Raw genomic sequence first — 26,406 nt, 5'->3', positions numbered from 1 at the left:
TTTATAAGTTTGTTATTCACTTATAAATACCTTTCGTTCACCTGCCCCAGAACATCCTATTCCCTCATTCGAGGAAATCGGATGCCTTTGGAGGCTCTGGAGGCTGTCCCTTCCTTGACCTTATCTCTCTTACTATCTGTGGCTGTATATTTGTAGGCAGCTTTTCAAATCCTGCAAACTCTGTGTACCAGGTAGCCCTTCCTTGGGTAAGGCTTCTCATATCATTCGAAAACCCTTTAAGAGTATCTGCAACCGGCATCTTTGACACCAGCTTTACATCTTCTCCTACCTGTGTTATCTCCTGGACCTGCCCCCTCCTGCTCTGGACGAACGTTATCAACCCGGACATATAGTCCTGAGGCGATTCGATTGTATATATCTGCATAGGCTCGAGAAGGAACACACCTGCTTCCAGCATTGATGCGTATACACCGTTCCTTGATGCAGGAATTACCTGTGCAGGCCCTCTGTGTACTGGGTCCTCGTGTATTGTTGCGTCAACTATGCTGATGAGTACACCTGCGCATTTCTCTCTTGCCAATGGGCCGTCCTTTATCGCTTCCTCGAATCCGTCTATCAGAAGCTCCATTACCTCGTTCATGTACTGGACTCCGTGGGTCATATCTGCAAGTATGCATTTGTTGTAGACGTCTACGGTGTTCTTTGCAATCGCCCTGTCCAGCCCCGCTGAAACAAGGTCTTCTATTGCAGATTGCCCTTTGGGCTTGCCTTCTCTTATTATTCCATCATCTATCGCTTTCTGGACAGAATCTGGAAGAGGCTCGGCAGTCATGTAAAATCTAGAATGCCTGTTTGGAGTCTTGCTCTCAACAGGGCCCGCCTTCTGGGCTATCGTCTCCCTGTAGATTACTATAGGAGGGCTTGAGATTATCTGGATCTTGAAATTGTCGCGCAGCTTGGTTTCAATTATCTCAAGGTGCAGCTCTCCCATACCACTTACCAAGTGCTCTCCTGTCTCCTGGTTTATTTCTACTTGTATAGTCGGATCCTCTTTTGACAATTCCCTCAATGCCTCTATAAGCTTTGATGTATCCCTGGAATCCTTGGCTTCTATCGCTTTTGTGACTACAGGTTTTGAATAGTGGGTTATCTGATCAAAAGGTTCTATTTCTTCTTCGCTTAAGGTATCCCCTATGCTAAGGTCCTTTAAGCCTATTATGGCAGCTATGTTGCCTGCAGGTATCTCATCTACGATAATCCTGTCGGGGCCCATGTATATCCCTACCATCTGTACCCTTTGGGTTGAGGCTTGGCCTGAGATGTGGACTTCAGTACCTTTCTTGATGGTCCCTGAGAATATCCTTGCCACGACCACTTCTCCGCTGTGCTGGTCATATGTTAAGTTGAATACTACACCTACCGCTTTGCCATTGTCGTCGACAAGAGACATGGACTTTCCGATTTCGCTGTTCATATCTCCTTTCCATATATGAGGTATTCTGTATGATTGTGCAGTTTTTGGGCTTGGCAAATGGTCTATTATCATAGCCAATACTGCTTCATCTATAGGCCCGACTTCCTGCAGCTTCTTTTCGTCACCTGCTGCAGTCAATGCGAATATGTCCTTGAATGTTGTATGGTACTTTTCCATTATGAGCTTTGATATCGCCCATTTCTTGTAAGCCGAACCCATTGCAACGCTTCCGTCTTCCACGCTTACTTTCCATTGGCCTTTGAATTCCTCGGGCACATTCTTGTCTATAAGCCTGTTTATGCTTCCTATCAAGGCGGATATCCTTGCGAATGTGTCTTCGGGGCTGAGCTTAAGTTCGGTTAGAAGCCTATCGACTTTGTTTATGAATAGAACTGGCTTTGCTTTTTCTTTCAACGCCTGCTTTAGCACTGTTTCAGTCTGGGGCATTATCCCTTCTACGGGATCTACAACAAGAATGACTCCGTCTATTGCACGCATTGCTTTGGTAACACCTCCGCCAAAATCTACGTGCCCGGGGGTATCTATAAGGTTTATTATGTAGTCCTTTCCGTTATAAGGAAAACCTAATGATATGTTGGCAGACTTAATAGTCATCTTCCTATCCTTTTCTATAGCCTCATAATTCGTGTACAATGCATCTCCTGCAGCCGCCTTTGATATAAGGCCCGCCCTTGCCAGCAATGAATCTGTCAATGTAGTTTTTCCATGATGGACGTGTGCTATGATTGCTACATTCCTTATCTGGTCTGTATTCTTCATTATCTTTACTATTTCTTCAACAATATACTCTTTTCTTACCATTAAAAAGCACCATCATTTTGCACTTCTAGCCATACGCTCTATTTCGTTCTTTCTCTTGATCGAATAGCTGTTTATATCATTTCTTGATGCAAGTATTATCTCCGAAGCAAGAGCATCGCTTATCTTCCTTTTATTGTCGAATGCCCCTATTATTGAAGCAGTTGCAATATTCCTCAAAGCGATATCGAGCCTGCGGCTTGCGCTTACATCCACAGATATGTTGGATACCGTACCTCCCTGCCTTATCCTTGTCGTGTCCTCTATAGGTGCACTGTTCTCCAATGCCACTATGAAGATGGCCAGAGGGTTCAGCTTTGTCTGATTGTGGACATTGTCAAAAGCATCCTCTATTATTTTCATTACTTTTATTTTCTTTCCCTGAAGCCTTCCTTCGGTCCTTATGGTGTGGCCTCCGATCCTGCTTCCTGTACCTCCCCTCATTAAGGAGTTTTCGAGCCTTTCTACCACGTTAATGTTCGCTTTTGAGAATGGCTTGCCGCTTCCTCTTCTGTATGTGAGAGGGTTGACCATAGGCTTTAGATTTATGTAATTCCTAAGGCTGAGATCGTCCACTGAAACGTCATAATCGTATTTATTGAAGAGCTTTATCTTGTTTATTGAAGAGCTCTTTTCGGATTTCTCTGATTTTTCCTTTTCTTTTTCTGATTTGGCCTCTTCTTTCTCCTCTAATTTCTTTTCTTTTCTTTCTTCGGCCTTTTCTTCTAGCTTCTCTTCTTTTGCTTCTGCTGCTTGCTCCTTCTTTGATTCTTTTGCTTCTTTTGCAGCAGGATGTTCATGTTTCTCTTCGGAAGCTTTGGATTTAATCTCTGGCTTCTGCTCCTTTTCTTTCTCCTTGGATTTGGATTCCTTGGAATTTTTAGTGTTCTTCTTATCGACAGGCATGGATATCATCTCTTTGGCTTCTGCTTCTTTCCTTTGGCTACAAGCCTAAGGTTGGCACCGTTTACTTCTACTACCTTGTACTTCAATCCAGGTATGCAACCCATCTGTCCTCTCTGCGACCCACCGAGGCCCTCTATTGTAACTTCATCGTGCTCGTCCACGAAGTTTATTGCGCCTTCATTTGGCACATATGCGCCAACCACTTTGCCGTTCTTTATGAGCTGTACTTTGACGCATTTTATCTGTCCTGAATGAGGTTGCTTCTGTTCTACGGAGTACTTCTGCAGGACAAGTGCTTTTGCACGTGGGTTTGTACCTACAGGATCGTATTTAGCTTTAAGCTTCAATTTCCTTCTCTTCAACCATTTCTTAAGCATACGCTGATGCTTCCTTTCTGTAAGCAATTTTCTAGCTGCAAATTGACCATTTGGCATGTTATAACACCTTTATTTATCGCTCTTTTTTTCGAGCCCTTTTAAAATATCGGAAGCACCTGGATTTATGATTGACAATGCGGATACCGAGAAAGGTTTTCCGCATAGTGAACCAAGGTCCATTGAATTCCCCTCGAATAACTGCACGCTTATCTCTGCGACCTTTGCCATGTGCTGGATATCTTCAAGTATGTCGTTATCATTCACTTTGGCCAATATTATAAGCTTGGCTGTATTGTTTTTTATAGAACCAATAACGCTGTTTAATCCCAATGCCGCCTCTCCTGTATCTACAGCAAGACGGATATTATTTGTCGATTCAGTCATAATTACACTTCCTATTATGTTTAAGTTAGAATGCAAATTACCAATAGAGCAATATGCCTACTTATGTTATTATTACAATGCAATACCTTTTAAAACTAACGTTTTATTAGGCTTTAACGTGCTGTTTTTAAGATTATTTGGTTGTGGAAGCTTTAAAAAACTCACTTATCTTTTGAATTTCCACCAATGTTTCCGTGCCGGATTTCATGTCGCGTACTTTTGCTTTTCCTGATTCTTGCTCCGACGGCCCTATGAATATTGTATACTTGAATCCTATTGCATTTGAATATGAAAGCTGGTTGGATAGATTTCTGTCCGAATCGTTTAGATCCACCTTTATTCCATGTGATCTCAGGTCATTGGCGATCTTCAATGCATATTGATAATTCTCTTTTTTTATGTTTGAAATGAATACCTCTGCTGGGGTTATCTCCTTTGATTCCTGGAATTTTAATACATCCAGAAGCCTGTCAACCCCAACGGCAAATCCGACAGCGCCTATTTGTTTGCCTCCATAGTTTGATATCAGATTGTCATATCTGCCTCCTCCCCCCAATGCCGCATTTTCGCCGCTTGTCTTGAACTCAAATACTATGCTGGTATAATAATCAATACCCCTAACGGTAGAGAAGTCAATGGAAGGGATTGCTTTTATTCCGTAGGACTCCAAAAGCAAAATGGTATTCTCAATCTCTGAGGCAGGCTCCTCTCCAATTAAGGATTTAATATAATTTAATTTTTCAGTATTGGTACCCTCAAATGATATCAGCTTTATTATTTCATTTACCTGCTCTTCTTTTAGCTCACTTTCCTTTATCAGTTCCTTTACTCCTGTGATGCCTAGCTTATCGATCTTGTCTATTGCACGCATTATTTTTAACTGGTTCTCTTTACTGATTTTCAGTTTTGCAAAAAATTCGTCAAGCATCTTTCTGTCGTTTATGGATATCTTGTAGTCCACTCCAAAAGCTTCGTAGACTTTTGATGCGGCTGCTATAATCTCGGCATCCGCCTTTACGCTATCCCCTCCTATTATATCGATGTCTGCTTGGGTAAACTCACGATATCTGAGCCTTTGGGGCTCGTCCATCCTCCAGACTTCGCCAATCGAGTAACGTTTGAATGGCAAGGGCAAGTTAGAGTGCATTATGAAATATCTCGCCAATGACACGGTCTGGTCATACCTTAAGCCCAAACCCTCGTTTTTTAACTCAAAAATCAGCTTGTTCTCCTCTCCTATAGATTCCTTTGCACGCAGGAGCTTCATTGATTCCAGCTTTGGGGTGTATATACCCATAAACCCGTAAAGCTGGAAGATGTCCTCTATTCTTCTCAGCATTTTGCTACGGAACAGCGCCTCATTAGGCAGCATGTCCCTGAATCCCTTCGGAAAAGGCAGGTCAACCATCAAAACATCTTATTCAAAATTCAAAATATTCAAATATTTTCGTCTATCCATTTCTTTAGGACCGCTTTTGGCACCGCACCTACATTTTCCGCTTTTACCTCTCCGTTTACTACTAGAAGGGATGTTGGGATGCTCATTATATTGTACTGCGCCGCGATGTCTTCATTGTCGTCCGCATTCAGCTTTACGAATTTTACCTTTCCATTGTATTCCGGTGCTACTTCCTCTATTATAGGTGAGAACATCCTGCATGGCCCACACCATTCGGCCCATACGTCTACAACGACAGGCACCTTGGATTTTAGGACTTTCTCTTCAAAATCTCCGGAGTTGACTGCTTCTACCTTGTTTTCTTCTGCACTCATTTTTATCACATATAATATATTTTTGGGTTATAAATATTAAAATATTGCTCTAAAAAATTTTATTGGAAATCCATTATTGCAGAGCTTTTGCATATGCTATTTTGCCTGTACGCTCAAAAGCAAAGGTTTATTTATTTTGAATCTATAATAAATCGGATGATGAGTTTCGCGTTTCTGAGCTTTTGCAATGAAGAAGATCTTGAGTGCTGAATAATGGTTGATCACAATGCCTATATCCAAAAGGACCATAAAAAATTATGTCAAGGAGAAATACAAGGTAAGGATCAGCGATGACGCGATAGAAAGCATAATAAAGTTCTTGGACTCGCAGGCGGGAAAGATAGCCAAGGAGGCCGTGAACAATGCGAAGATAAAGAAGCATGCTATGATAACGCATGATGATATTGAACAGGCTATAATTAAAAATTCTGTAAAGGTGAAGAAGATTGAGTGAAAGTTCGGGGGAAGCTTTCATAAGCGAGAGCCCCACACATAGTATAAAGCTTGAGTTTTATTCTGAGGGTACTGGGATGGTGACCATGGTTTGGGAACCGGTGGAAGACGCCATATTGCAGACATTGTTCGATTTGACTGGTGGAGTTCTTGACCAGAAGCTGATCGAATCGGATGGGAAATCGGCCAGGGATTTCGCAGACGGATTCATAGAGGCCAATGGCCTTGAGGATGTCAGGGAATCGGTATACGAGGACGTAAAGCTTGACAAAGCTTGCCCGAAATGCGGCTCAAAGGATCTTTCAAGATCGGAAGCAACCCTGAAAAAAAGCAATATACCAATAATACCTACCTATATATGCAAGCACTGCAATGCGAAAAGCTACTACCTGACCGACACTTACCTTAAGGACCTTGTAGAGAACCACAAAGACCTTTTTGATGAGAACGAGCTCAAAGAGCTCAATAATGACAAAGCCAAGCTCCTGGAAAACATGCAGGAGTACATAAGCAGGATATTTGCGGTCAAAAAAATTTACAGAATAAAATAATTACCCCTTATTTTATAATAGGTTTATAAACCTTAAAAGATAAAGTTATTCAGTGATAAAATGCTTACATCCGATTTGTATGGAAAGGAGATAATAACGAACACGGGGCACAAGCTTGGATATGTTGAAGACATAATATTGGACATGGAAAGCGGCAGCGTCAACAGCTTGATGCTGGTAAAGCTTGAGGATCTTGCAAGCGGCAAGAGCAAAGGAGAGGAGTTCAAGAAGAACACCGTCAATTATGAGAGGGTAAAGAACATATCTGAAAGTGTTATAGTCGGAACGGAGAAGATAAAATAAGCATTGCTTAAATTTTTTAATGGTAAATTCAGATGGATTTTGGAGATTCTTTAAGGAAGGCTTTGGCAAAGCTGACGCATTCGACCATAATCGACGCTAAGGTTATAAGGGAGTTCAACAAGGAGCTACAGAAAACCTTGATAATGGGAGATGTTGACGTTGAATTAGTGCTTGACCTGACAAAGAGGATAGAGGAAAAGGCATTGAAGAGCAAGCCCCCTGCAGGAATCCCCTCTAATGATTACATAACCGATATTGTATACAACGAACTTGTAAGTCTCGTAGGGGATAGGTACGAGCCAGAGCTCAAGCGCCAGAGAATACTGCTTCTAGGACTCTATGGATCGGGAAAAACCACTACGGCTGCAAAGCTTGCAAGGTTCTACCAGAACAAAGGGCTCGCTAGCGGAATAATTTGCTGCGATACCACTAGGCCTGCCGCTTTCGAGCAGCTGAAAACCCTTGCAGAGCAAGCAAATGTTGGTTTCTTTGGGATTAGGGGCGAGAAGGATGCGAGAAAGATAGTGGCAGAAGGGCTCAAGGAGCTGAAGGACAAGCCTGTAATAATATGCGACACAGGAGGCAGGAGCGCCCTTGACCCGAATCTTATAGATGAGCTAAGCGGAATAACCAAATCCTTCAACCCAGACAAAAAGGTGCTTGTCATAAGCTCGGACATAGGGCAGGTTGCGGGCAAGCAGGCGTCGGAGTTCAATAATTCCGTAGGCATAGACGGTGTGGTAGTCACAAAGATGGACGGCTCATCCAAAGGAGGAGGGGCGCTAAGCGCAACGAATGCCGCCAAGGTTCATGTAATGTTCATAGGCACAGGGGAGAAGCTCAATGACCTTGAGCCATTCAACCCTGATGATTACATAGGCAGCTTGTTAGGCATACCAAATATAAAGAAGCTGATTGACAACGTCAATGAAGCCGTCAAAGAGGCAAATTTGAATCCGGACGAGGTAAATGCCGAAAAGCTCAACTTCAATACCTTCTACAGCCAGCTTAAGACCCTTAACAAAATGGGCCCTCTTAAAAATGTGCTTAAGATGATGGGTGCGGTTGACGCCCCGAAGGAGCTTATAGACCAGAGTGAGGAGAAGCTCAAGAAATACAGGGTCATAATAGCCTCTATGACCAATGATGAGAGGAATGATGAGAAGCTCCTTCACAACCCAAGCAGGGTACACCGCATAGCTCTAGGAAGCGGCACTGCTGAAAGCGATGTCAGAAGCATGATAGCGGACTTTAACAAAATGAAGAAATCGTTCAATATGCTTAAGAACAGCAGGGATATCCGCAAGATCTTCCCCGGGTTTAACAATTGAAATTTAAAAATCAAAAATTAGCGTTTCATTTGCTCTTCTTTTTCGAAGATTTGGCCTTTTTGGCTACAGTCTTTGACGCTGGCTTTTGTGCCTTTTTGGCTTTTGGCTTAGAAGCTGCTTTCTTTGGCTTTGCCATGCTTGTTGCCTTTTTTACTACTATTTTAGCAACCTTCTTAGCTGCCTTCTTCGTAACTTTTGATTTTTTCTTTTTTGTTTCCGTCATTTTAATTCACTTTTCAGTTTGGAATTTATAGGTAAACTATTTAAATTTAATAAATTTTAGTTGATATCATAATGTATATAATTGTAGATAAATAAACATTTTTATCTGTTGAAAATTCAATTTTGATATCGTGATGCTCCGAAAATAGTGCATCATGAATTTGCTGTCTTTGCTTATAAATTTTTGCGTCTAATAATTAATGATTTTGAATAATGCTTGAAAAACAGGATAAAGATATGCATGGAGACGAAGGATAAGCTTGAGGAGAAGCTTGAGGAGCTGAAGGACGAATACGCCAAGGTAAAGGACAATAAGGCCACTAACAAGTATGTAGGAAAGCTGAGGGCAAAGATAGCTTCGATAAAGAAGGATATAGTCATAGCAAGCAGGAGGAGGCACGAAAAAGGCTTTTTCGTAAAGAAGACAGGAGACGCGACGATAGTTTTGATGGGGTTCCCAAGCACTGGAAAATCCTCGTTGCTCAATGACCTTACGAAGTCCAATTCCAAAACCGCCGAGTATGCCTTCACGACTATAGGCATCGTCCCGGGAACATTGAATTATAGGGATGCGCACCTGCAGATACTCGACATGCCTGGAATAATAAACGATGCGCACTTGGGAGCGGGAAACGGGCTTAGTGTAATCGCACAGATGCATGTTGCGGACCTTGTTGCATTTGTGGTAGATGCACAGCAGCCCAGCCAATTGAAATACCTCATAAATGAGCTCAATGCGCTGCACATATACATAAAGGAAAAGCCGGAAATCATAATCATAGAGAACAAGAGCAATGGGCTATCCATTATAAACAAATCTTCGTTGAGGTTGGACCATATAAAAGAGATATTTAATGGATTTGGGATATACAATGCTGATGTAAGGATTTACTCCGAGTTGAGCGAAGATGAACTTATAGGCTATGTGTCCCATAGCTCCACTTACCTAAAAGCGATTGTGGTGCTGAACAAGATTGATCTTGTCAAGGACTATGAGAAGGTTGCCAAAGAGATAAAATCCCAATACCCGATGAAGGTCGTTACCGTCAGCGCATTGAATAGGATTGGCATGGACAATTTGAAATGGGAGCTTTACAGCGCCTTGGATTTGATAAGGATTTATATAAAACCTAGGATGTCTGATGAAAAGTCCCCTATCACACTCGATAAAGGATCTACGGCTTACGATGTGGCAAAGATGCTCCACAGCGAATTTGCCGATGAAATAAAGTACGCTTATATAACCGGCCCAAGCGTTAAATACCCTAACCAAAGGGTGAGCATAAAGCACAGGCTTGAGGATGGTGATATAGTGACATTCGTAAAAGAGAAATAGTTTTGTGGTGATTTTATGTCTATAAAATATTGGGAGTTTGAAGATGCGCCATTCAAGGAGAAGATAAAATCTCCCCACATAGGTGATATATCTAGATTGTTCTTTGACAATGAGACAGAGGCATATAGATTTTCATTGCTGCTGCTTGCGATAAAGAAGGGAGGCAAAGTAAGATTGAAGGATATGCCAAAGGAAGTTCCAATAGCAACCGCCAAGCGTTACTTGGAGTATGCAGTAAGGCTTGGATTGGTAAAGCACGAGAGCTCGTATTATGAGCTGACTGACAGATACACCCAACCATTTAGGAATATAGCACTTTACATAAAGGCATGGATGTCAGACAACTCTGAAGAGGATCTGCTCCAGCAATTCGCTACAGCGAAAATGGAGAAGCAGGATAAAAGAGGGGGAAGGACTGGCCAGAATGAAAAAGATATAGGAGATAATAAAGAAGAAGAATAAATAGGATTAGATGTTTTCCGAACTGATGTTTATTTCGCTGTCAGCGGGGTTGGCTTCGACTTTCAGCTCGAAGTCGTTTATTGTGTACTTGAATTCCTCGTTTGTCTTTATGATCCCCTTGTTCTTCAGGAATTCGCGTGCAAGAAGCATGTAGACAAATGCGAGTGATTTTCTCCCTCTGTTATTGCATGGTATTACAAGGTCCACGTCCCTTGTCATATTATCTGTATCGCAGAGTGCTATTATAGGCACGCCTATTTCGCTTGCCTCCCTCACTGCCTGTTTTTCGTTCCTTGTGTCGCTTGCAAAAAGCACTGCAGGCTCCATGAAGTTATCCCTGTAAGGGTTAGTGAATATTCCTGGGGTTACTCTGCCCTTTATGAAGTTCGCATTTATGATTTCGGAAAACTTCTGGGCAGCTGCAACCGCATATATCCTTGATGCGGTTACCACTATTTTCTTTGGATCGTATTTAGACAGCATTGATGCCGCTACCTTTATCCTCTCATCAATAGTTTTAAGGTCAAACAGGTAAAGGCCGTCTTCTCTTACCTTATATATGAATTTCTTTGTTCCAGGAGTCTTGACTTTTGTTGCTATGTGGATTCCTGATTCTAAATAATCATTTTGACTTGCAATACTAAATTCTTCTTCAGACATCTATTCACCATTTTAAATCTATTTTCTGCTTGATTCCATGAACTCTTCAAGGAGGTCGTTGTTGCTTAAGAACATACGCCTGCAGCAGTACCTTTTTACCCCAAGCTCATCAAGCACTTTTCCGGGGTTTTCGTTTTCCTTATTAACCCTTTTGTCATATTCTTCCCATTTGTCGGCTACTACTGCCCCACATGTAAAGCATCTTATTGGCATCAACATTGTAATCACTTATCTTTTGAAATCCAGAACACCACAGCATAAAGCTGCAGCGGCAATCATCTATAGGATGTCTGGAATCTTGCTCTGGCTTTTGGACCCAAGAACTTCTTAGGCTCTACCCTTCTTGGATCGTCTATCAATAAATTCCTGTTGTAATTTAAGTATTCTCTCTTTATTTCGGCACTTCCAGAATATTCAACTATCGCCTTTGCTATTGCACTGGCGCACGCCTGGGCCTGAGAACTCACACCTCCCCCATGCACATTCACGCTTATAGAAAGCTTATTGCAAATGTCCTTTGTCATATCTGAGAAATTTATAGGAGTCAGAACTTCATCTTTTATAAAAGTTGGCTCTATCGTGTCTATCAGCCTTCCGTTAATCCTTATTGTTCCTGGGCCATTCTTAACCGATGCCCTTGCTATGCTTCTTTTCCTTTTGCTCTTTGATATGGCTACTTTTACCTCTTTCTTTGAACTCTTTGCGCTTGAGGATTTGCGCTTTGACGTTTTTTTAACTGCTTCTGGCATGATTATCAACCTTTATTATAACCCAATAGCTCTGATAGCTCTTTTATAGTTATATAACCTGAATACAGGCTTTTTGGATCTTTCATTGCTATCTTCTCTATCTCATTCCCCTTGAACTCTTCCGGCAGGCCCATGTAAACTTTAAGATTCTTGTAAACCTTCCTTCCTGTTGCCCTGCTATAAGGAAGCATACCTCTTACAACCCTCTTTACTAGAAGATCGGATCTTCTAGACCAATAAGGAGAGTGCTCTGGATTGCCTTTCTCTTGAAGATTTAATCTTGTACGGTATTTTTCTACTATATCGTTCTTGTGCCCGCTTATAATTGCCTTTTCGGCATTTACTACTATTACATTGTCGCCTTTTAGAAGCTGCTTAGCTACAGTTCCTGCCATGCGCCCTAGTATAAGACCAGTGGCATCTATAACTTTATAACCCTCCATCTTGATTACCTTTTTATCTTATAATGATTATATTTTTAAATTTTTTAAATTCGTTAAGATCATAAATTTTTGACCCTGCTTTCTGTAGCTGTTCCTTAGCCTTGTCAGAAAAGTCAATTGCGGTTATGTTTACCTTGTGGTCTATTTTTCCAAAAGACAATACTTTTCCAGGCACGATTATGTTGTCGCCTTCCTTGGTGTATCTATTAAGCTTGTATAGATTCACGGTTACTCTTTTCCTTTTAGTTACACTAACCATCTTGTTTATCTTCTCCCAAAGCTCCTTATGGTCTTTTTCGCCTTTTGTGCTTGTTAACCATTCTTTTATGTCGTCTCTTTCAACATTAATTTTCATTCTTTCACCTTAATAAATGCAGGGGGTGAGATTTGAACTCACGTAGTCCTAAGACACAGGATTTCTAAAATTGATCCTTAGTCCTGCGCATTTGACCAAGCTCTGCCACCCCTGCGAGTTCATTTAGAGATCTTGGAAATGCTTTTTATCTCATCTTCTAATATGTCTAATGCTCTTATTATTATATCTTTTGGTAGCATCTGTCCGAAAGATTCGATATAAAATTTAAATGAATTGTCATTCATCTGCTCATACGTTACTAGGCCTGGCTGGAACTTTGCATGTTTTACGGCAGAACCTAGTACCGCTTTTCCATCAATCCTCAGCCTTTGCTTCTCCGCCAATTTCATAATTGGTATATTCTCTATAGCAACTTTAACGTCGGGTTCTGTTGTCTTAAGGTCATTTGAGTAAACGGTTAGGGGCCCTTCAGCTTCTAATGTGAACATCACTTCGTCTGTATCCTTATAGCCGCTTGGAGTGGTTATAGGTACCAATCCTATTCTGTGGGCGATATATTCATCAAACATTGCGCTTGAATTTTCGTAGAATGTGACTTTGTCTATTGCAAATGATTTAACGCCATTCATCGCTACCCTTCTGATGGCATTTGCAAAGGCATTTGAAACACCAGCCAGAGTAAACTCGAATACTTTATTATTATTTTGAGAGATATCTATATCCATTTATTCACTTCTTGCATTTAATCTTTCCAATAAACAGAAAAACCCAACTAAATCTAAGTATTTTATTGATAATCAAATTTTAAATATCTATTGCTATTTATTCATGTATCTTTTGTATTATATAATAGTTGCTATTGCTTATTCAATTTTGAATAGTAATCAATTAATTGTTTCCTGTATATTGCCCTGCTACAGTATCCTTGAATAATGAAAACGGGCTCAGGGGGATTTCCATAGGTTATTTTGGACCCCCGACCTACTGATTAAGAGTCAGCCGCTCTACCAAGCTGAGCTATGAGCCCAATAAAACTCGTTAAAGTAGGATAGGGCAATATATTAACTATTTATGCACAAACTTATAAAAACTAAATAGTAAATTTAGATGGTTTTTTGAGCACTTTGATTGATAAGCGATTGCTTATTCTGAATTTATGAACTCTTTTACCAACTTTGCTATCTTCTCTTTATAGTTTTTATCGCTTGCCACAAGAAGGATTTTCCTTTCTCTTAATAGCTTGCTTAGGGTATTGAATATATAGGAATATTCGCTTAACTTTCCTATCTTTTCATTCCCCTTACCGACTATTATTATGTCATCATCGGCACCGCTGAAGCTTATAAGCTTGGATATATAGCTATTGTATGGAATCCCGTTTGATTCAAGGTACTCGTTTAATTTGGATAATTGGCTTTCATCAAACTTTGCCTGGCCTATATCTTCATAAAATGCCCTTTTGAAAACATCCCTCCTTAAAATCCTGTCTATCAAATCAGATCCTTTGTACTGGCTTAATTTATATAGTGCTTCAAAATCCCTCATCTTTACAAATTCTTCTGCTTTGATGTACCCATCTTCCACGGCGGAATCGGCCGCTTTTAGGAACATTGATTCAACTATTGAAATTGTATGATGCATGTATACGGATTCGTACATGAAGTATCTTGTTATGAAAAATGATTCGGCATTTACTATGCCATTCCTGTAGATTGCCGGTTTTCCATCAACGTAAGCCATGTTGTGCTCAAGCCTGCTGTAATCGATTATACCCAATGCAACCCCGGTATTATATGAATCATGCAGCAGGTAGTCTATCCTGTCAGAACCTAGTGGGCCTGTAACCAGCTTGCCTTTACCTTTGCCTGAGAAATACTCCAGCACCTTATTAAGGGAAACTGTCGAATCCGATATTATGTCTGATATGCTGCTTTTCTTTATTATTTCATATCCGAGATCTTCATGGCTTTTGCCAAGGTATTTCTTTGCAATGGGTTCGGATTGGTGAGAAAATGGCGCATGGCCTATGTCGTGCAGCATTCCGCATAAGGATAGCTCTTCATCCTCTTCCCCGAATACACTCTTTGATATATCTTTTGTTATCTTCATAGTCCCTATAGAGTGCTCAAACCTGCTTCCGCTTGCGCTGGGAAACACGAGTGAACTAAATCCTCCTTGCTTGACGTATCTGAGCCTCTGGAAATTAGGATCATCTATTATTTTCTCTTCCAACTCCGATATCTCAATATCCTTAAAAACAGAATCTCTTATATTCATCATTTACCACTTGTTGCACTCTGGTTTCTCAAAATGTAATATAGTATTGCTACGCTCAATATTATGATTGTATCTAGCAACGTGCAATATATGCATATTTTTCCAATCAATGACTGTGCTATGATAGAGTATGCGACACCTAACGCACCGAACGCTATCCATAGGTATGGCACAAAAGTACGCTGAAGCTTAGTGTATAATGTTATCACTAAAGCTACAATTACCCAAGTAAGTCCAAGAATCGCAAGTGGTATGCCTATTACTGTCGCATACGAACTTGACAATACCACTCCACAGTTTATTATCCCCGTATCTGGGCATACCAAAGATTTGGGGCTGAAGTATATATATGATTCATATATCTCGTCAACTATCCCCACTATCAATAGAATTATAAGTATGTATTTTAATTGGCGCAATTCCATATAGACCATTTTTTAAATTTTTTAACTTTGGCTAACGGTTTAAGAGTATTGATTTTAACCAAGACCTATTATTATTTTTATGGTAGTTATGTGACATCCTCCCACCTGTAAACAGTGTGGGTTTCCAGGGTGGTTATGATTTGTCGTCATGATGCCACCCATATAGTTCCTGCTTCATAGGCAACTGCCTCCCCCGCGGAAGTTCTTATGTCGTCTCTGCAGGCTTGACTTCCCGAATGCCCTTCGGTAGTTGGAATGATGTAGTCCAAAGCCCTTTTGAGTATATTCCGTGCCGCATTCACATCCCTGTCCATTGACATCCCGCACTTTTCGCAGACGAATATCCTTTGGGATATTGACATGCTTTGCACATTGCCACATTTGCTGCATGTCATTGATGTGTATTGAGGATCTACTTTCATTGCCACGCAACCGGCGCTTTCAGCCTTGTATTGCAACTTTTCAAGAAGCAGATTGTAGAGTTCCTTTGAAAGATACATCTGTCTATTCAGAGTTCTCTTCTGTTCCTTTGAAGGATATGCACGATATTCGTATGCAGTTTTCATACAAAACATGTATATTTTATTATCTGTATTTATACATGTTGTGGTAGCTTATATCCCACCGCTGAAGCGTGTGGGTTTTACGCCAAATTTGATAAGTGTACTGAAATCGCATCCCTTAATTGCAGAGCTTGTTACAGGCAGCGGATTAGTTTAAATCGCCTGCCTGCGAGATGTATAAAAGCAGGACAAGGACTGAAATATGTAACTTGTTTTGAGAAGCTTTCATTCATTGCCTCCCTGCCTAAGCCACCATTCCTTATATCTCTTTTCCTTTTCTGATTTCTCTTTTTGGTATGCCTTTTTGGATTCTTCGTTCTCAATTCTCTGCATTGCTTTCTCTTCTTGGATCCTTTTGTACTCTTCGGGCTTCAGTTCTTTGAGTATCTCATTGTATTCATTAGAATAGCTGTTCTCTAGAGCCTTCTTATAAAGGGCTGATTGAAAACTATTGGGGCCTTCGCTTACAAAACGTTCGAGCAAAAGCAGGTCTTCTGCTTTTTTCCGGTCGCTGTTGTTGCTTAAACTTGATTCCTTGATTACCATTTTCACAAAATTTGATTTTGGCTCATAAAATTCCTTTTTATCTTTTGTTTCCATGTTATCACAAGAAACTATTACAGCATACGTTTTTATTTTTATTCAATGCAATTTTTACTTTTGAGTGGATTTTTGCAATAAATCTCATAGTGCTTTGAAATAGGCAACTACACAAAACCAAATTATATAAGCATTCGTTGTCCTTATACCTGATATTTAAGGGATGCATATGGAAGATGTGGATTTTATAAATTCGTTATTGAAGCATAGCTTTGCATTTAGACTTTACAAGCGTAAATCAAGTTTCGAAATAATATTTGATCAAGCGGACCGATTCAATAAACAGAATGCGAAGAAATATGAATTTGTGCTTTTATTGAAGCCTTATTTATCGGATGATTATCCAGAGCTTGTGTTCGCATACATAAATGCGTGCCTATCGTTCAAGAACAAAACAAACAGGTCAAGTTCAATACCGCTGGAGATGCTTATATATTTATCAGGGGCAAAAAGCATAACAGAAGCAATATCAAAATTGGGGGCAGACAAAAAAGGCGAGTTCTTAATATTTTCCAACAGCTTAGATACATTGGATACTATGGAACGGGAGGGACTTATCGAATGCAGGGAAGAATTGAAAAATAGAAATATAAATGCAGAGGATCTGCCTGCCCTATCTAATATAGCTAAAAACAAACTGGAAGCTACGTAATTATCCGTGTTTTATACTTATACCGGATATCCCTATAGTGGGCTTTCCATTATCGCCGTATTCGGTTATCTCAAAATAATTTCCATAGGGTCCTGAAACCAATGGCACTGTAATGTTATAGGTGTTTAAGCCTGCGGTAATGTTCAAGGATCCTTTATATATCACATCCCCATTTCCGCCTTCGATGCTAATCTGCAACGGAACAGTTGAGTTCACCAAAGATTCTGCATTTATACTGACTGTGCTATTGATGTTGGTGTTGTGCCCATATATGCTCCCATTTACAGTTGTTATGTTTATATATGGAGCGTATACGACCAATTCGCCTTTGCTTAGGGGGATCCACACCTGCTTGGTTTGGTTGTCTACCTTTATTGATTCCCCCTCCCAATATTTTGATATTGGGTATGATACATAGCTTCTGTAAACTGATTGGTATAGTGCTGGCAGTGTATAGAACGCTATTGTGCTATTGCTATTGTATACTATAGATTTGCTTCCGAATGTTTTGTATAGGTAATCCTCTAAGTATCCCAAGGTACTCAGGTTGTAGGCTCCTTTATTTACAGTCACGATTGCGGTTTGGTAATTATAAAGCGTCAGTAGAGTTTGGTTTGTGTAATTTTCCACTATTGGGGATTGGTAATCAAAAGTTCCATTTTCCTCCAATGTTTGAGCTTCGCTTATTAATGGTATGACTTCCAAGGTTTCATTTTCTGAGGTATTGCTTCTTGTTACATATCCACCTATAAGAGGTTTGTCTGCCAATGCCGACTGGTATGTTGCTAGCCCTGGGTATTCTGCAGGAGACGCCGAGTAAGAATTTGACAGTGCAGGAAGTATGAGTATTGAAAAGTTTTTGGTGCTATTGCTCAAGCTCCTGTAAAACTTGTTGGGGCTTACATGTGTTGATATCACATTTATGTAATTTGAAGTAATTGGCAGGCCTACGCTTCCGATTAAGAACAATATTGAGATTATTGCTATTGCTACTATCTTGCTGTTCTTGCCCTCAAAGAACTTTGTTTCCGACATTGCCTTAATGCCAAATGCTGCCATTATCGCTATCGCTACGCTGAATATTGCAAAAAATCTGTCAGGCTCCCTTATAACCTTAAGCAATGGAATTTGGTGGTATATAAGGAACAAACCTGGCACCGTAGTCAATCCAGGGACTGGGAACGAAGAGCTTGTTACGGCTGTACCTATTTGTATATATGGTCCGAGAGCCAGCCAGCCGAATAAGAATGCTATTAAAATCCACAATCCCATATTTTTCCTGTACTTGTAAATCGCAAACAGTGAAAGTATAATCACGGTATATCCTATATAAGCGGTGTGTTCAGATGGATCAAAGTAATATAGTGCACTGTAAAAGCTTCCAGATCTATTGAATAATCCATTATAGTAGCTTGGTACAAAAAATTCCAATATGTTGTCGCTCCATATGACATTGTGAGGTATATTGTCAAGGCTATAGGTGCTTGCGCCGCTTTTGGAAGTAAGGAACTGCACCATAGGCACTATAAAGAATGAAGTTATAAGGAGGAATATTACTACGGCTAAGATAATTGAATAAAAAAATCTTTTATTTACAATTATTTTCCTTTTTGATTTAGAGATCCCATACCATATTAGGATGATTAGCGCAGCCAATACTACCATTATTACCTGCTCTATAAATTCCGTAAATAGTAATAGCGCAAATGCTATTGATAGGTATATGCCTTCCTTGTAAGAGGGTTTGTCCATCAGCCTGAACAAGAAATATAGAGTCAAGGGTATAAACCCTAAATTGACATAGTCAATGTGCATTAATCCCTGTGCAAAGTGGAATGCGCTGAATGCATAAACTAAACCTGCAAAGAAAGCCGCATATTTGTTTTTAACCAAATAATCCGCAAGCAGGAACATTGCAAGCCCGGTAAACGTAAATCCTATTATAAGACCAGATGTGTAAGAGAATATTAACCCAAACGCCTGGAATGGCAATGTTATAAGCCCCATAAAAGGTGACATTGTCTGCGTTATCAAATCTGACCCTATTGGATAGAACAGCATCTTTGTGTAGTATATTGATTTTAAATTCGCTATCGAATAGCCGATATGCCAGAAATCCCACAGGTTCTGGTATGCATCCCCTCCCGTCCCTGCGGATAAAGTAGAAGGGTGCAGGATGAACGGATAAAATATTATCAACGTCACTATGAAGTATATGAACGTAGCAATCCCCGCAGGAGATTTGACTTTACTGTATATATCGTTTAGTTTTATGCTCAAAATATTACACCTGTAAGTAATAGCAATAGTATTCAATGGAAAAAATTTATAAAGGTGCCAGGTTTAAGTAATGATTTTTTGTAATTTCTATTTTATTTTCTATTGCTAAGCTAATAATGCTTATGTAATTATATTAAATTGTATTTGATAAAATTTATTCAATGCAAATATAGAATGGTGCCTTGATGAGTAGTGAATCAAGCGATATGTCCGCCGCGGATCTTGGCAGCAGTGCTGCAGGGATGGCAAGTATAATAATGCTGAGCAAAGTGCTTTCAGTAGCAGTACTGGGAGTGTCATTTATATTTATATCTAGGATGCTTGGGTCAAGCGTATATGGAATATATGTGCTTGCTACAGCAATAATCGGACTGTTCGATGCAATTGGGAATTTCGGAATAGGCAGTGCATTTAACAAATTCATATCTCAGTATAAGAGAAATCCGGAAAAGGTAAGTGCAATATTATCCAGCGGATTTCTAATACTCATTTCGGTTGGAATTGCACTCTCATTATTGACTTTTATATTCAGTGGGCCTATATCATATTATGCATTGCATACAGCAGAATACAATTACATTGTAAAATTCATAGCTATTGCCATACTGGCTTCTATGCTGTTTGGTGCATCGTATCCAATACTTATAGGTATTGGGGATAGGAGGGAGGCAGCAATCTCTGTCCTTACGGAGGCTTTGGTTCAAGGTGTTCTGAGCGTGGGGTTGATAGTTTTAGGTTTTGGAGTTTTAGGCCCTATAATTGGGTTGATTGCCGGATACCTGTCCTCATTCTTTGTAACAATCTTTTTCCTTAAACTCAAAATGGTATACAAACTGGTAATACCATCCAAGGCTGACTTGCGGCAGATATTCCACTTCTCATTGCCGATAGCAGTGTCAAATATATTTAATACTTTGGCGGGCAACTTGTCGACTGTTGTATTGGGGATATTGACCACCACAATAGTGTTGGGTAATTTTGGGATTGCCTCCAAAATAAATTATATATTTGATATTATACTTGGCTCTATATCGTTATCCCTGCTGTCCGCATTTGCTATTGCTTCAAGCACAAAGAAGAATAAATCGAGATTGGGGGTGATGTATAGCTATTCCTTATTTATCGCAGTAGTCTTCATTTCCCCAGTAATATTTTATATGGCATTGTTTTCTACACCTTTGGTAAACCTGCTTTTTGGATTCACTTATAAGGTTGCCCCTCTTTACATTTCTTTGATAAGCATAGGAGTATTGATAAACTTTTCCGCCTCTCTCGCAAGCACTATGCTGATGAGCATAAACAAGGTAAAACAGATAATGAAGAACAATATTATAATATCAATAATAGAGATAGCCATTATGCCATTTGCAATATATAAGCTCGGAGGCGAGGGCCTGATTATACTTCTATTCTTGGTGGCTCCTGTTGTAAATAATTTCTTATTCTTAAGAAGTGCGCATCGCTATATAAAATTCAATATAAATATTTGGAAGATTTCAAGAGTCGTAATATCTGCACTGGTATCCGCAGGCATGGCATTCGCAGTACTTCAATTTTTGCAGTTTGGTTCCTTGTTCAGGGTAATCGCAGGTATAGTAATAATTGCCTTTGTTTACCCTCTATTTATAACCGTTTTCAGAGGGGCTGAGGACCAGGATTTAGAGAACATTAAAAAGTTCACCAAGGATATTCCGGTTGTACGGCAGTTTATGTCCCTGATAATACTTTACAACGAATCAATTATTAAACGCAAGTAGATTATTTTTGATTTTCCCTAATGTTTATCTCCGCAGTAGGGCATTTTAGATTAGCTATCTAGCGCTTCTGAAAAGGCTCTCTTTCAATAGCACTACAGAATTTTCATAAGCATCCATCATTTTGGCAGTTTCCTTGGAAATTCCTATGCTATCGTCACCCCTAAGCATCTCGTATATCCTTGCCTGCTTTTCACTTTCTTTTTGGCGATCATTAAGCACATAAGAGGCAGTCATCAAAAATTCATATTTGCTTGAATTTTCCTTGTCCATTACCTTTGCTGTAAAAACCTTGCCATCTATTTTTTCATTTGGTGTAAGGAACACCAAAGATTCACTGTAAAGGTTCCTGTCACCAAAAAGCTTTGAATACGTAAGGTTTTCAAAACCTACATAGTATTCCTTTACCTCATTGTCTCTTATAACTAGAACTTTGCTGAATTTTATTTCAGATCTCATATCCTTATCTTCCAAAACCTTAACGTTCTTTATTAAAGTTACCATATCGACACATTTTGCTTTTGCTGGTATTATATTTAAGCTTTTCCTGCAATTTAGCCAATGGTCATGGCTGCATCCAGTCTATCTCGTAGTACTCGTATCTGCTCATAGGAAGGTTTATTTTCCGTACCTTGTAATAAGTCACTGCTGTTTCCCTATCCATGATTGCAATTATAAGTTCTAGATTAATTGATTGTGACTTGCTTATTATAGCGGATAACTCACTGCCTCCAATATATTCGTTTTCACTTAGCGAAAGCATGCTGTATTTAGGGTATACTGTTTTAGGGTCTTCAATCTTTCCCTTCTCCCTGTGATAAAGTATAAAATCTATGTCAAGCTTCTTTGCACGGCTTTTGCCTGGAATTGCAAGTATGAAGGTTTTCCTTACGGAATGGGCGACCCTTATGGCTCTTGCCCATTCTGATATTAGAAGTTTGCTGTTTCTTGGAAAGACGTGTAAGACGTGCCTTGAATGTACCCATTCGGAATTCTGGTTGGTTGGATTTGCTCCGGGGAAGTAAATCCTGAAATGTGTACCGAACTTGAATCCTGTTTTCACTACGTAGCCCCTTTTCCTCCAATCCTTATAAACTGAGTATAGCTTGCGGAAATCGTCCCTCATGCTCACTCCTGCTTTTATTATATCCGACCTGCTGTAGCCCTCCACAGAAAGGCGTTTTGAGTCCATCAGGAAAAGGGTTTCGTATATATCCAGTTTGTTCAATGACCCATGGTCGGCTAGTTTGTAAGTCCCATATTGGCCAAACCATTGAGTGTCATAAAGGTACTTCCCTATTGATTCGTCCTTTATTATAGTTACCATATCATAGGGGAAAAATATGCCTGATGCCATGAACTTCTTAAGCTTTAATTTTTCCGCGGGATATGTCTTAACGCTTATTGGCCTTTTTTCCTCGGGCAGCTGAGTTATGCGCCATGGGGGAACTATAATAAGACCTCTATCTCTCCAGTCTTTATATGTAAAATAGCGTGCCATGAATTTCTTTGATTTTCTGTTCTTGTGGGCTAATTGCACAAAATCTATATACTTCCCTTTGGCGGTTACGCACTCGCTATTCCTGACATCCATTAGGTAAAGGGCTTCCTCCGGTATTAAACTTAACCTGCCATTTTTAAAATCTCCTATAAACCCATTCCTTAATATGTCTATTGTCGACTGGTCAGTTGAATATGCAGAATGGTTCTTTGAATCGTACCTAAGCATCAGGGCCATTTAATCATGCCTTCTCTATTTTACTTATCCATTCTTCTTCAAGATTTGACAGTTTGGCAAGGAGTATAATAGTATTCATCCCCTTGATTTTTGCGGTTTTTAATTTGGCGAATGTATACAGCTTAATCTTTCCATTTTCTGTCCCTATATTGTTCAGTACCAAAAATTTGGTATCCTCAGATATTATCTTTTTCTTGTAATGTTCCTCCGCCTCACTGAGTATGAATGCAACTTTCTCTATAGGCATTGTGCTCTGCCTTTCGTAATCATAGTCAAGCAGCATTATAGAATGTAGATTGTGATCCATATTGCCTTTTATTGTCTCGTAAAATGAGATTGGATGATAGTGCTCGGACCAATTTGCTATCGTACAAACTGGCCCTATCCTGTAAAAATCAAGACCGCTCTCACCCATTGAAACTGATAGTATTGAAGTTGAATGTATTACCTTCGTGCCGACACCAGAAGCTGATGCTTCCATCAATAATGTTTTATGGGTTGTTGCTATAAGGGGATCTCCATTGATCAGAAGCCCTATATCTTCTTTAGCTGCTTGGTTTATCAGTATTTTGGCGTTTTCTTCAAGATCTGTGCGGCCCAATTGATCTATTTCCTTTTCCAATATCTTTGATAAGTCCTTTAGTTTCTCTTCCGTTAAGTTGCTTGTGTAGGCTTCTGCATATAATTGTTTGCACCTCCGGCAGGCTTCCAAGCCCTCCATTGTAACATCATAATTTGATAAACCTACTCCTATAAGATACAGCATGAAACCACCATTATACGGACCAATATTTCTTGTTCTTTATAAACTGTTTTTGTGCTTCTATCAGATCGACGAAGAATTTTTCTTTGCTGGTCCTTTGCATAAGCAACGCCCTGGCAGCAGTCCTGTGCCCTACCCCATATGTTGAAAGTGCTGCCACAGCCCTGCCTCCATACGAATAGACCAAATCTGCATCTGCCATCATACTCATACGAACCCTTTTATCCGTTTCAGTCAACTCTTTCTTCTCTTTGATTTTCTTTATTACATTTATATAACCATTTGTATTTATTGTTACCATAGGGCTTTGGCAAGTTGGACAGAGTATCCTGCCTTCATCTATTATCTCCGAAAGATTTCTTTTGAATTCAAATCCGCAATAAGTGCATATTAGATTGGCTTTCTTGTCCAATGTATATTTTGAAAAGGAATTCACCAATTCGTCATTTGGCATGAGCGGCATTATAAGCTCCTTGTTATAGTATGCGGACTTTAGGATTGCTTTCGTAAGTGGCGATTGCTTTTTAATATTTTTGAATACCACTTCCGCATTTCTGCTGTGTACTCTCTTGAAAAATCCTATCAAGTTTTTAATATCAAAATAATTCTCTATTATTTCCCTTAGTGTTTCTTCATAAACGGGAGAGCCTATCAAAGTCGATATTATGTGTTTTGTAAGGCTCTTGCTCATTACTGCGTCTCTGTCTATTATGCCAAATATCTTTGCTACCCTTGTAAATTTGTACCTGAAGAAATCTGTCTCTGTTATAGATTCCTTGAGCTTTTGGTATACACTCACAGGATCAATTCCGAGAAGCATGCTTTTTATTGCAATTTCATCAGATACATCAAAAAAGATTAGGTAGGGGGAGGATTTGATGTTAATGCTATGGCCTGCATTCATTGTCAGGTACTTTGCTATCAGCCTTGAGAGGGCATCGTTTGCAAGAGTCCCAAGCCACGTATATAGGATAGTGTAGTTATCGTACATCTCTACCATTACTTTGTCACTTGATGGCTTCCAGTGCTCTGCTTGGTCCTCTATGAATTTTTCAGCTTTTCCGTATAAGGACTTGTCTATGTAGTTGCCTAATTCATTTCTTCCTATTATATCGCGCATGCGTGATGCCACGGAATAGCTTACAGGTATGTCTTCCCCACTCCAATCAGGTATAGCTGCATCAAGATTTGATGACGGTTCGACAACTATCGTGTCCTTGTCTATGCTTATGACGCGCCAGGGGAGACCTTTTGTTATAAATATAGAATTCTCATCTATATTGTTCGATACAAACTCTTCATCCAATGTTGATATTATTTTGTTGTTTGCTATATTGCGAACCCTGTACCTGTGCGAATCGGGTATCACACTTAAATGATCGTAATAATACATTCTTGTCCTGCTCGTAGCCACCGCGGTCTTTCCATCAAACCCTATAAGCTTGAGGCTGTCCATAAATCTGAGGTTGTTTTCCAGCGCGGGCTTCTCCATAGTTAAGTAATTATAGGACCTGCGCACTATAGTGTAAATTTCATCAATTGAGCACGAATTCTTATCTAATATTATCCCACATACTTGGTTTGCGAGCACGTCTAAAGCATTTTTCTGCACTTCGAAGCTCTCAAGCTCCTTTGCCTTTAGATTGTCTATCACTGCCACTGATTCTAGAGTATCGACAATTCCTGTGGATATTATTGTACCATCCGAAGTTTTGGATATTGAATGTCCGCTCCTTCCTATTCTTTGTGCTAATCTTAGGGATTGTCTTGGAGAACCATACTGTATTACCTTGTTTATGCTTCCTATATCTATTCCTAGTTCAAGAGAGCTTGTAGCTATTATGCTTTTTATTTTATTGTCCCTGAAACTGTTTTCTATTTCAATTCTCTCGTCCTTTTCCAATGATCCATGGTGAACACCTATGCCACCGAAAGGGTGTATTTTATCAAGGTAAAGAAGCTTGCTGCCCAATGCCTCAACAATCTGCCTTGTGTTTGCGAATATCAGTGTGGATGAGGATTCTTCTATCTCATCAGCGATGCACTCTAGCCGGGCAGCGGAAGGTTCATCCAAACCAAACTTGTCGATTATCTGGCTCATGTTGCCTTTTGGTTTTTCCGGCATCTTTATTGATATGGAAAAATTTTTACCTTCAGATATCTGTGCTATTTTGCATTCTCTAAGGCCTGCCAGGTACCCTTTGACCAAATCAGGATTTTTTACCGTTGCACTTAACCCGACTCTTTGAAAATTTGGTGCTTTCTCTTCAAGCCTCTCAAGCCCTAAAGATAGCTGTGCACCTCTTTTATTGAAATAGAATTCGTGTATCTCGTCTATAATCACAAATTTTACATTGGCAAGCTTTACTCCCATGCCCTTTGTGGGCAGCATGCTCTGCAGTGATTCGGGAGTTGTAACAATTATATCTGGGGCACTACGCACCTGCTTCGACCTCTCAGAGTTGCTTGTATCTCCATGCCTTACTCCTATTGTCAACCCTGCCAAATCTGCCATCCATCGAAGCCTGCCTAACATATCCCTGTTAAGAGCCCTAAGCGGGGTTATATAGAGTATTTTTATCCCTTCACCATTTATCTTCGATGCCCTATCTATAATTGGAAGCACCGCCGCTTCGGTCTTCCCTGAACCTGTTGGAGCGATTACCAAACAGTTGCTGCCTCCGGCTATTATTGGTATTGCCTTTTCCTGTATAGGCGTGAATTTCTGGTATTTGGATATAAAATTTTCATAAATAGACATGTACACCAATGCAGTTGCTTTCAATATGTTTATTTAGAAATGTTTAAATATTTCTAATGTATGTTTCTTTTCA

30 protein-coding genes and 2 tRNA genes are annotated in these 26,406 nt (G+C 39.8%); 8 read left to right on the top strand and 24 right to left on the bottom strand.

The features are described 5' to 3' along the window. Window positions 1–64: 64 nt before the first annotated feature. The 6 genes from Mia14_RS00160 to trxA form a co-directional block, all read right to left on the bottom strand. Window positions 65–2,257, bottom strand: a complete 2,193-nt coding sequence (locus Mia14_RS00160; protein ID WP_088819548.1) for an elongation factor EF-2 — start codon at window positions 2,255–2,257, stop codon at window positions 65–67. Between the two features lie 12 nt (window positions 2,258–2,269). Beyond that, the gene (locus Mia14_RS00155) at window positions 2,270–3,160 is read right to left on the bottom strand and encodes an uS7 family ribosomal protein (RefSeq protein ID WP_157891404.1); all 891 of its coding nucleotides are present in this window, start codon (window positions 3,158–3,160) and stop codon (window positions 2,270–2,272) included. Window positions 3,161–3,165: 5 nt separating this feature from the next. Then, on the bottom strand, window positions 3,166–3,594 hold the full coding sequence (locus Mia14_RS00150; RefSeq protein ID WP_088819546.1) for a 30S ribosomal protein S12: 429 nt from the start codon (window positions 3,592–3,594) through the stop codon (window positions 3,166–3,168). Between the two features lie 12 nt (window positions 3,595–3,606). Then, window positions 3,607–3,921 carry a 50S ribosomal protein L30e gene (locus Mia14_RS00145; RefSeq protein WP_088819545.1) on the bottom strand — a complete coding sequence of 105 codons (315 nt, stop codon included), beginning with the start codon at window positions 3,919–3,921 and terminating at the stop codon, window positions 3,607–3,609. Between the two features lie 133 nt (window positions 3,922–4,054). Beyond that, the gene (gene hisS, locus Mia14_RS00140; protein WP_088819544.1) at window positions 4,055–5,329 is read right to left on the bottom strand and encodes a histidine--tRNA ligase; all 1,275 of its coding nucleotides are present in this window, start codon (window positions 5,327–5,329) and stop codon (window positions 4,055–4,057) included. Between the two features lie 29 nt (window positions 5,330–5,358). After that, a complete protein-coding gene (trxA, locus tag Mia14_RS00135) occupies window positions 5,359–5,694 on the bottom strand; it encodes a thioredoxin (RefSeq protein ID WP_088819543.1) in 336 nt (111 codons plus the stop codon). Between the two features lie 226 nt (window positions 5,695–5,920). On the opposite strand from trxA, the gene Mia14_RS00130 reads away from it, so the two are divergent. From Mia14_RS00130 to Mia14_RS00115, 4 genes are read left to right on the top strand one after another with little or no spacing between them, the layout of a single operon-like run. Further along, window positions 5,921–6,148, top strand: a complete 228-nt coding sequence (locus Mia14_RS00130) for a histone-like protein (RefSeq protein WP_088819542.1) — start codon at window positions 5,921–5,923, stop codon at window positions 6,146–6,148. Further along, on the top strand, window positions 6,141–6,698 hold the full coding sequence (locus Mia14_RS00125; protein ID WP_088819541.1) for a hypothetical protein: 558 nt from the start codon (window positions 6,141–6,143) through the stop codon (window positions 6,696–6,698). The genes Mia14_RS00130 and Mia14_RS00125 overlap by 8 nt, the downstream gene beginning before the upstream one ends. Before the next feature lie 60 nt (window positions 6,699–6,758). Continuing rightward, window positions 6,759–7,001, top strand: a complete 243-nt coding sequence (locus Mia14_RS00120; RefSeq protein WP_088819540.1) for a PRC-barrel domain-containing protein — start codon at window positions 6,759–6,761, stop codon at window positions 6,999–7,001. 32 nt (window positions 7,002–7,033) lie between these two features. Further along, on the top strand, window positions 7,034–8,332 hold the full coding sequence (locus Mia14_RS00115; RefSeq protein WP_088819539.1) for a signal recognition particle receptor subunit alpha: 1,299 nt from the start codon (window positions 7,034–7,036) through the stop codon (window positions 8,330–8,332). A 25-nt stretch (window positions 8,333–8,357) separates the two neighbouring features. Here the strand turns inward: Mia14_RS00115 and Mia14_RS00110 are convergent, their stop codons facing one another. Beyond that, window positions 8,358–8,555 (bottom strand): hypothetical protein, encoded by a 198-nt coding sequence (locus Mia14_RS00110; protein ID WP_088819538.1) that lies wholly within the window; start codon window positions 8,553–8,555, stop codon window positions 8,358–8,360. Between the two features lie 240 nt (window positions 8,556–8,795). Here Mia14_RS00110 and Mia14_RS00105 point away from each other — a divergent pair, with 240 nt between their 5' ends. Then, window positions 8,796–9,890 (top strand): OBG GTPase family GTP-binding protein, encoded by a 1,095-nt coding sequence (locus Mia14_RS00105; protein WP_124216856.1) that lies wholly within the window; start codon window positions 8,796–8,798, stop codon window positions 9,888–9,890. 15 nt (window positions 9,891–9,905) lie between these two features. Further along, a complete protein-coding gene (locus tag Mia14_RS00100; RefSeq protein ID WP_088819536.1) occupies window positions 9,906–10,352 on the top strand; it encodes a hypothetical protein in 447 nt (148 codons plus the stop codon). Window positions 10,353–10,358: 6 nt separating this feature from the next. Here Mia14_RS00100 and rpsB read toward each other — a convergent pair whose 3' ends face one another. The 12 genes from rpsB to Mia14_RS00040 all read right to left on the bottom strand — a co-directional run bounded on the left by rpsB (window position 10,359) and on the right by Mia14_RS00040 (window position 16,385). Further along, entirely contained in the window at window positions 10,359–11,012 is a 654-nt protein-coding gene (rpsB, locus tag Mia14_RS00095; protein ID WP_088819535.1) for a 30S ribosomal protein S2, read from the bottom strand. Between the two features lie 18 nt (window positions 11,013–11,030). Further along, complete coding sequence (locus Mia14_RS00090; RefSeq protein ID WP_088819534.1) at window positions 11,031–11,231, bottom strand: DNA-directed RNA polymerase subunit N; 201 nt, start codon at window positions 11,229–11,231, stop codon at window positions 11,031–11,033. A gap of 56 nt (window positions 11,232–11,287) precedes the next feature. Next, window positions 11,288–11,761, bottom strand: coding sequence for a 30S ribosomal protein S9 (rpsI, locus tag Mia14_RS00085; RefSeq protein ID WP_088819533.1), 474 nt, complete (start codon window positions 11,759–11,761; stop codon window positions 11,288–11,290). Between the two features lie 5 nt (window positions 11,762–11,766). Then, window positions 11,767–12,204, bottom strand: a complete 438-nt coding sequence (locus tag Mia14_RS00080) for a 50S ribosomal protein L13 (protein WP_088819532.1) — start codon at window positions 12,202–12,204, stop codon at window positions 11,767–11,769. Window positions 12,205–12,217: 13 nt separating this feature from the next. Then, window positions 12,218–12,559, bottom strand: coding sequence for a 50S ribosomal protein L18e (locus Mia14_RS00075; protein WP_088819531.1), 342 nt, complete (start codon window positions 12,557–12,559; stop codon window positions 12,218–12,220). 17 nt (window positions 12,560–12,576) lie between these two features. Further along, a tRNA-Leu gene (locus tag Mia14_RS00070) sits at window positions 12,577–12,674 on the bottom strand. A gap of 4 nt (window positions 12,675–12,678) precedes the next feature. Continuing rightward, window positions 12,679–13,245, bottom strand: a complete 567-nt coding sequence (locus Mia14_RS00065; RefSeq protein ID WP_088819530.1) for a DNA-directed RNA polymerase subunit D — start codon at window positions 13,243–13,245, stop codon at window positions 12,679–12,681. Window positions 13,246–13,459: 214 nt separating this feature from the next. Further along, window positions 13,460–13,547 (bottom strand) — tRNA-Lys (locus Mia14_RS00060). 116 nt (window positions 13,548–13,663) lie between these two features. After that, entirely contained in the window at window positions 13,664–14,800 is a 1,137-nt protein-coding gene (locus tag Mia14_RS00055) for an HD domain-containing protein (RefSeq protein ID WP_088819529.1), read from the bottom strand. Continuing rightward, window positions 14,797–15,222, bottom strand: a complete 426-nt coding sequence (locus tag Mia14_RS00050) for a vitamin K epoxide reductase family protein (RefSeq protein WP_157891403.1) — start codon at window positions 15,220–15,222, stop codon at window positions 14,797–14,799. Before Mia14_RS00050 ends, Mia14_RS00055 begins: the two co-directional genes overlap by 4 nt. A 146-nt stretch (window positions 15,223–15,368) precedes the next feature. Next, window positions 15,369–15,788 (bottom strand): zinc ribbon domain-containing protein, encoded by a 420-nt coding sequence (locus Mia14_RS00045; protein WP_157891402.1) that lies wholly within the window; start codon window positions 15,786–15,788, stop codon window positions 15,369–15,371. A gap of 222 nt (window positions 15,789–16,010) precedes the next feature. After that, window positions 16,011–16,385, bottom strand: a complete 375-nt coding sequence (locus Mia14_RS00040; protein ID WP_088819526.1) for a hypothetical protein — start codon at window positions 16,383–16,385, stop codon at window positions 16,011–16,013. Between the two features lie 169 nt (window positions 16,386–16,554). Between Mia14_RS00040 and Mia14_RS00035 the strand changes: the two genes are divergently transcribed. Continuing rightward, window positions 16,555–17,037: a hypothetical protein gene (locus tag Mia14_RS00035; protein WP_088819525.1), complete on the top strand. Its 483-nt coding sequence runs from the start codon at window positions 16,555–16,557 to the stop codon at window positions 17,035–17,037. Here the strand turns inward: Mia14_RS00035 and Mia14_RS00030 are convergent, their stop codons facing one another. After that, window positions 17,038–19,317: a glycosyltransferase family protein gene (locus Mia14_RS00030; protein ID WP_088819524.1), complete on the bottom strand. Its 2,280-nt coding sequence runs from the start codon at window positions 19,315–19,317 to the stop codon at window positions 17,038–17,040. A 185-nt stretch (window positions 19,318–19,502) separates the two neighbouring features. On the opposite strand from Mia14_RS00030, the gene Mia14_RS00025 reads away from it, so the two are divergent. Further along, window positions 19,503–21,074, top strand: a complete 1,572-nt coding sequence (locus tag Mia14_RS00025) for an oligosaccharide flippase family protein (RefSeq protein ID WP_088819523.1) — start codon at window positions 19,503–19,505, stop codon at window positions 21,072–21,074. Window positions 21,075–21,128: 54 nt separating this feature from the next. Here Mia14_RS00025 and Mia14_RS00020 read toward each other — a convergent pair whose 3' ends face one another. From Mia14_RS00020 to Mia14_RS00005, 4 genes are all read right to left on the bottom strand, one after another. Further along, window positions 21,129–21,575: a hypothetical protein gene (locus tag Mia14_RS00020; protein WP_088819522.1), complete on the bottom strand. Its 447-nt coding sequence runs from the start codon at window positions 21,573–21,575 to the stop codon at window positions 21,129–21,131. A 61-nt stretch (window positions 21,576–21,636) separates the two neighbouring features. After that, window positions 21,637–22,809 carry a tRNA-intron lyase gene (gene endA, locus Mia14_RS00015; RefSeq protein WP_088819521.1) on the bottom strand — a complete coding sequence of 391 codons (1,173 nt, stop codon included), beginning with the start codon at window positions 22,807–22,809 and terminating at the stop codon, window positions 21,637–21,639. Window positions 22,810–22,813: 4 nt separating this feature from the next. Then, complete coding sequence (dph5, locus tag Mia14_RS00010; RefSeq protein ID WP_088819520.1) at window positions 22,814–23,575, bottom strand: diphthine synthase; 762 nt, start codon at window positions 23,573–23,575, stop codon at window positions 22,814–22,816. Window positions 23,576–23,585: 10 nt separating this feature from the next. After that, a complete protein-coding gene (locus tag Mia14_RS00005) occupies window positions 23,586–26,333 on the bottom strand; it encodes a DEAD/DEAH box helicase (RefSeq protein ID WP_088819519.1) in 2,748 nt (915 codons plus the stop codon). Between the last annotated feature and the right edge of the window lie 73 nt (window positions 26,334–26,406).

Source organism: Candidatus Mancarchaeum acidiphilum, assembly GCF_002214165.1.
Lineage (GTDB): Archaea > Micrarchaeota > Micrarchaeia > Micrarchaeales > Micrarchaeaceae > Mancarchaeum > Mancarchaeum acidiphilum.
Note: the sequence above shows the minus strand (reverse complement) of the source record. Positions and strands in the feature narration are given on the sequence as shown.

Excerpts from the sequence above, each read along its gene's own strand:
- Mia14_RS00160 (WP_088819548.1), bottom strand. The coding sequence starts at position 2,257 with ATGGTAAGAAAAGAGTATATTGTTGAAGAAATAGTAAAGATAATGAAG.
- Mia14_RS00155 (WP_157891404.1), bottom strand. The coding sequence starts at position 3,160 with ATGCCTGTCGATAAGAAGAACACTAAAAATTCCAAGGAATCCAAATCC.
- Mia14_RS00150 (WP_088819546.1), bottom strand. The coding sequence starts at position 3,594 with ATGCCAAATGGTCAATTTGCAGCTAGAAAATTGCTTACAGAAAGGAAG.
- Mia14_RS00145 (WP_088819545.1), bottom strand. The coding sequence starts at position 3,921 with ATGACTGAATCGACAAATAATATCCGTCTTGCTGTAGATACAGGAGAG.
- hisS (WP_088819544.1), bottom strand. The coding sequence starts at position 5,329 with ATGGTTGACCTGCCTTTTCCGAAGGGATTCAGGGACATGCTGCCTAAT.
- trxA (WP_088819543.1), bottom strand. The coding sequence starts at position 5,694 with ATGAGTGCAGAAGAAAACAAGGTAGAAGCAGTCAACTCCGGAGATTTT.
- Mia14_RS00130 (WP_088819542.1), top strand. The coding sequence starts at position 5,921 with ATGCCTATATCCAAAAGGACCATAAAAAATTATGTCAAGGAGAAATAC.
- Mia14_RS00120 (WP_088819540.1), top strand. The coding sequence starts at position 6,759 with ATGCTTACATCCGATTTGTATGGAAAGGAGATAATAACGAACACGGGG.
- Mia14_RS00115 (WP_088819539.1), top strand. The coding sequence starts at position 7,034 with ATGGATTTTGGAGATTCTTTAAGGAAGGCTTTGGCAAAGCTGACGCAT.
- Mia14_RS00110 (WP_088819538.1), bottom strand. The coding sequence starts at position 8,555 with ATGACGGAAACAAAAAAGAAAAAATCAAAAGTTACGAAGAAGGCAGCT.
- Mia14_RS00105 (WP_124216856.1), top strand. The coding sequence starts at position 8,796 with ATGGAGACGAAGGATAAGCTTGAGGAGAAGCTTGAGGAGCTGAAGGAC.
- Mia14_RS00100 (WP_088819536.1), top strand. The coding sequence starts at position 9,906 with ATGTCTATAAAATATTGGGAGTTTGAAGATGCGCCATTCAAGGAGAAG.
- rpsB (WP_088819535.1), bottom strand. The coding sequence starts at position 11,012 with ATGTCTGAAGAAGAATTTAGTATTGCAAGTCAAAATGATTATTTAGAA.
- Mia14_RS00090 (WP_088819534.1), bottom strand. The coding sequence starts at position 11,231 with ATGTTGATGCCAATAAGATGCTTTACATGTGGGGCAGTAGTAGCCGAC.
- rpsI (WP_088819533.1), bottom strand. The coding sequence starts at position 11,761 with ATGCCAGAAGCAGTTAAAAAAACGTCAAAGCGCAAATCCTCAAGCGCA.
- Mia14_RS00080 (WP_088819532.1), bottom strand. The coding sequence starts at position 12,204 with ATGGAGGGTTATAAAGTTATAGATGCCACTGGTCTTATACTAGGGCGC.
- Mia14_RS00075 (WP_088819531.1), bottom strand. The coding sequence starts at position 12,559 with ATGAAAATTAATGTTGAAAGAGACGACATAAAAGAATGGTTAACAAGC.
- Mia14_RS00065 (WP_088819530.1), bottom strand. The coding sequence starts at position 13,245 with ATGGATATAGATATCTCTCAAAATAATAATAAAGTATTCGAGTTTACT.
- Mia14_RS00055 (WP_088819529.1), bottom strand. The coding sequence starts at position 14,800 with ATGATGAATATAAGAGATTCTGTTTTTAAGGATATTGAGATATCGGAG.
- Mia14_RS00050 (WP_157891403.1), bottom strand. The coding sequence starts at position 15,222 with ATGGAATTGCGCCAATTAAAATACATACTTATAATTCTATTGATAGTG.
- Mia14_RS00045 (WP_157891402.1), bottom strand. The coding sequence starts at position 15,788 with ATGAAAACTGCATACGAATATCGTGCATATCCTTCAAAGGAACAGAAG.
- Mia14_RS00040 (WP_088819526.1), bottom strand. The coding sequence starts at position 16,385 with ATGGAAACAAAAGATAAAAAGGAATTTTATGAGCCAAAATCAAATTTT.
- Mia14_RS00035 (WP_088819525.1), top strand. The coding sequence starts at position 16,555 with ATGGAAGATGTGGATTTTATAAATTCGTTATTGAAGCATAGCTTTGCA.
- Mia14_RS00025 (WP_088819523.1), top strand. The coding sequence starts at position 19,503 with ATGAGTAGTGAATCAAGCGATATGTCCGCCGCGGATCTTGGCAGCAGT.
- Mia14_RS00020 (WP_088819522.1), bottom strand. The coding sequence starts at position 21,575 with ATGGTAACTTTAATAAAGAACGTTAAGGTTTTGGAAGATAAGGATATG.
- endA (WP_088819521.1), bottom strand. The coding sequence starts at position 22,809 with ATGGCCCTGATGCTTAGGTACGATTCAAAGAACCATTCTGCATATTCA.
- dph5 (WP_088819520.1), bottom strand. The coding sequence starts at position 23,575 with ATGCTGTATCTTATAGGAGTAGGTTTATCAAATTATGATGTTACAATG.
- Mia14_RS00005 (WP_088819519.1), bottom strand. The coding sequence starts at position 26,333 with ATGTCTATTTATGAAAATTTTATATCCAAATACCAGAAATTCACGCCT.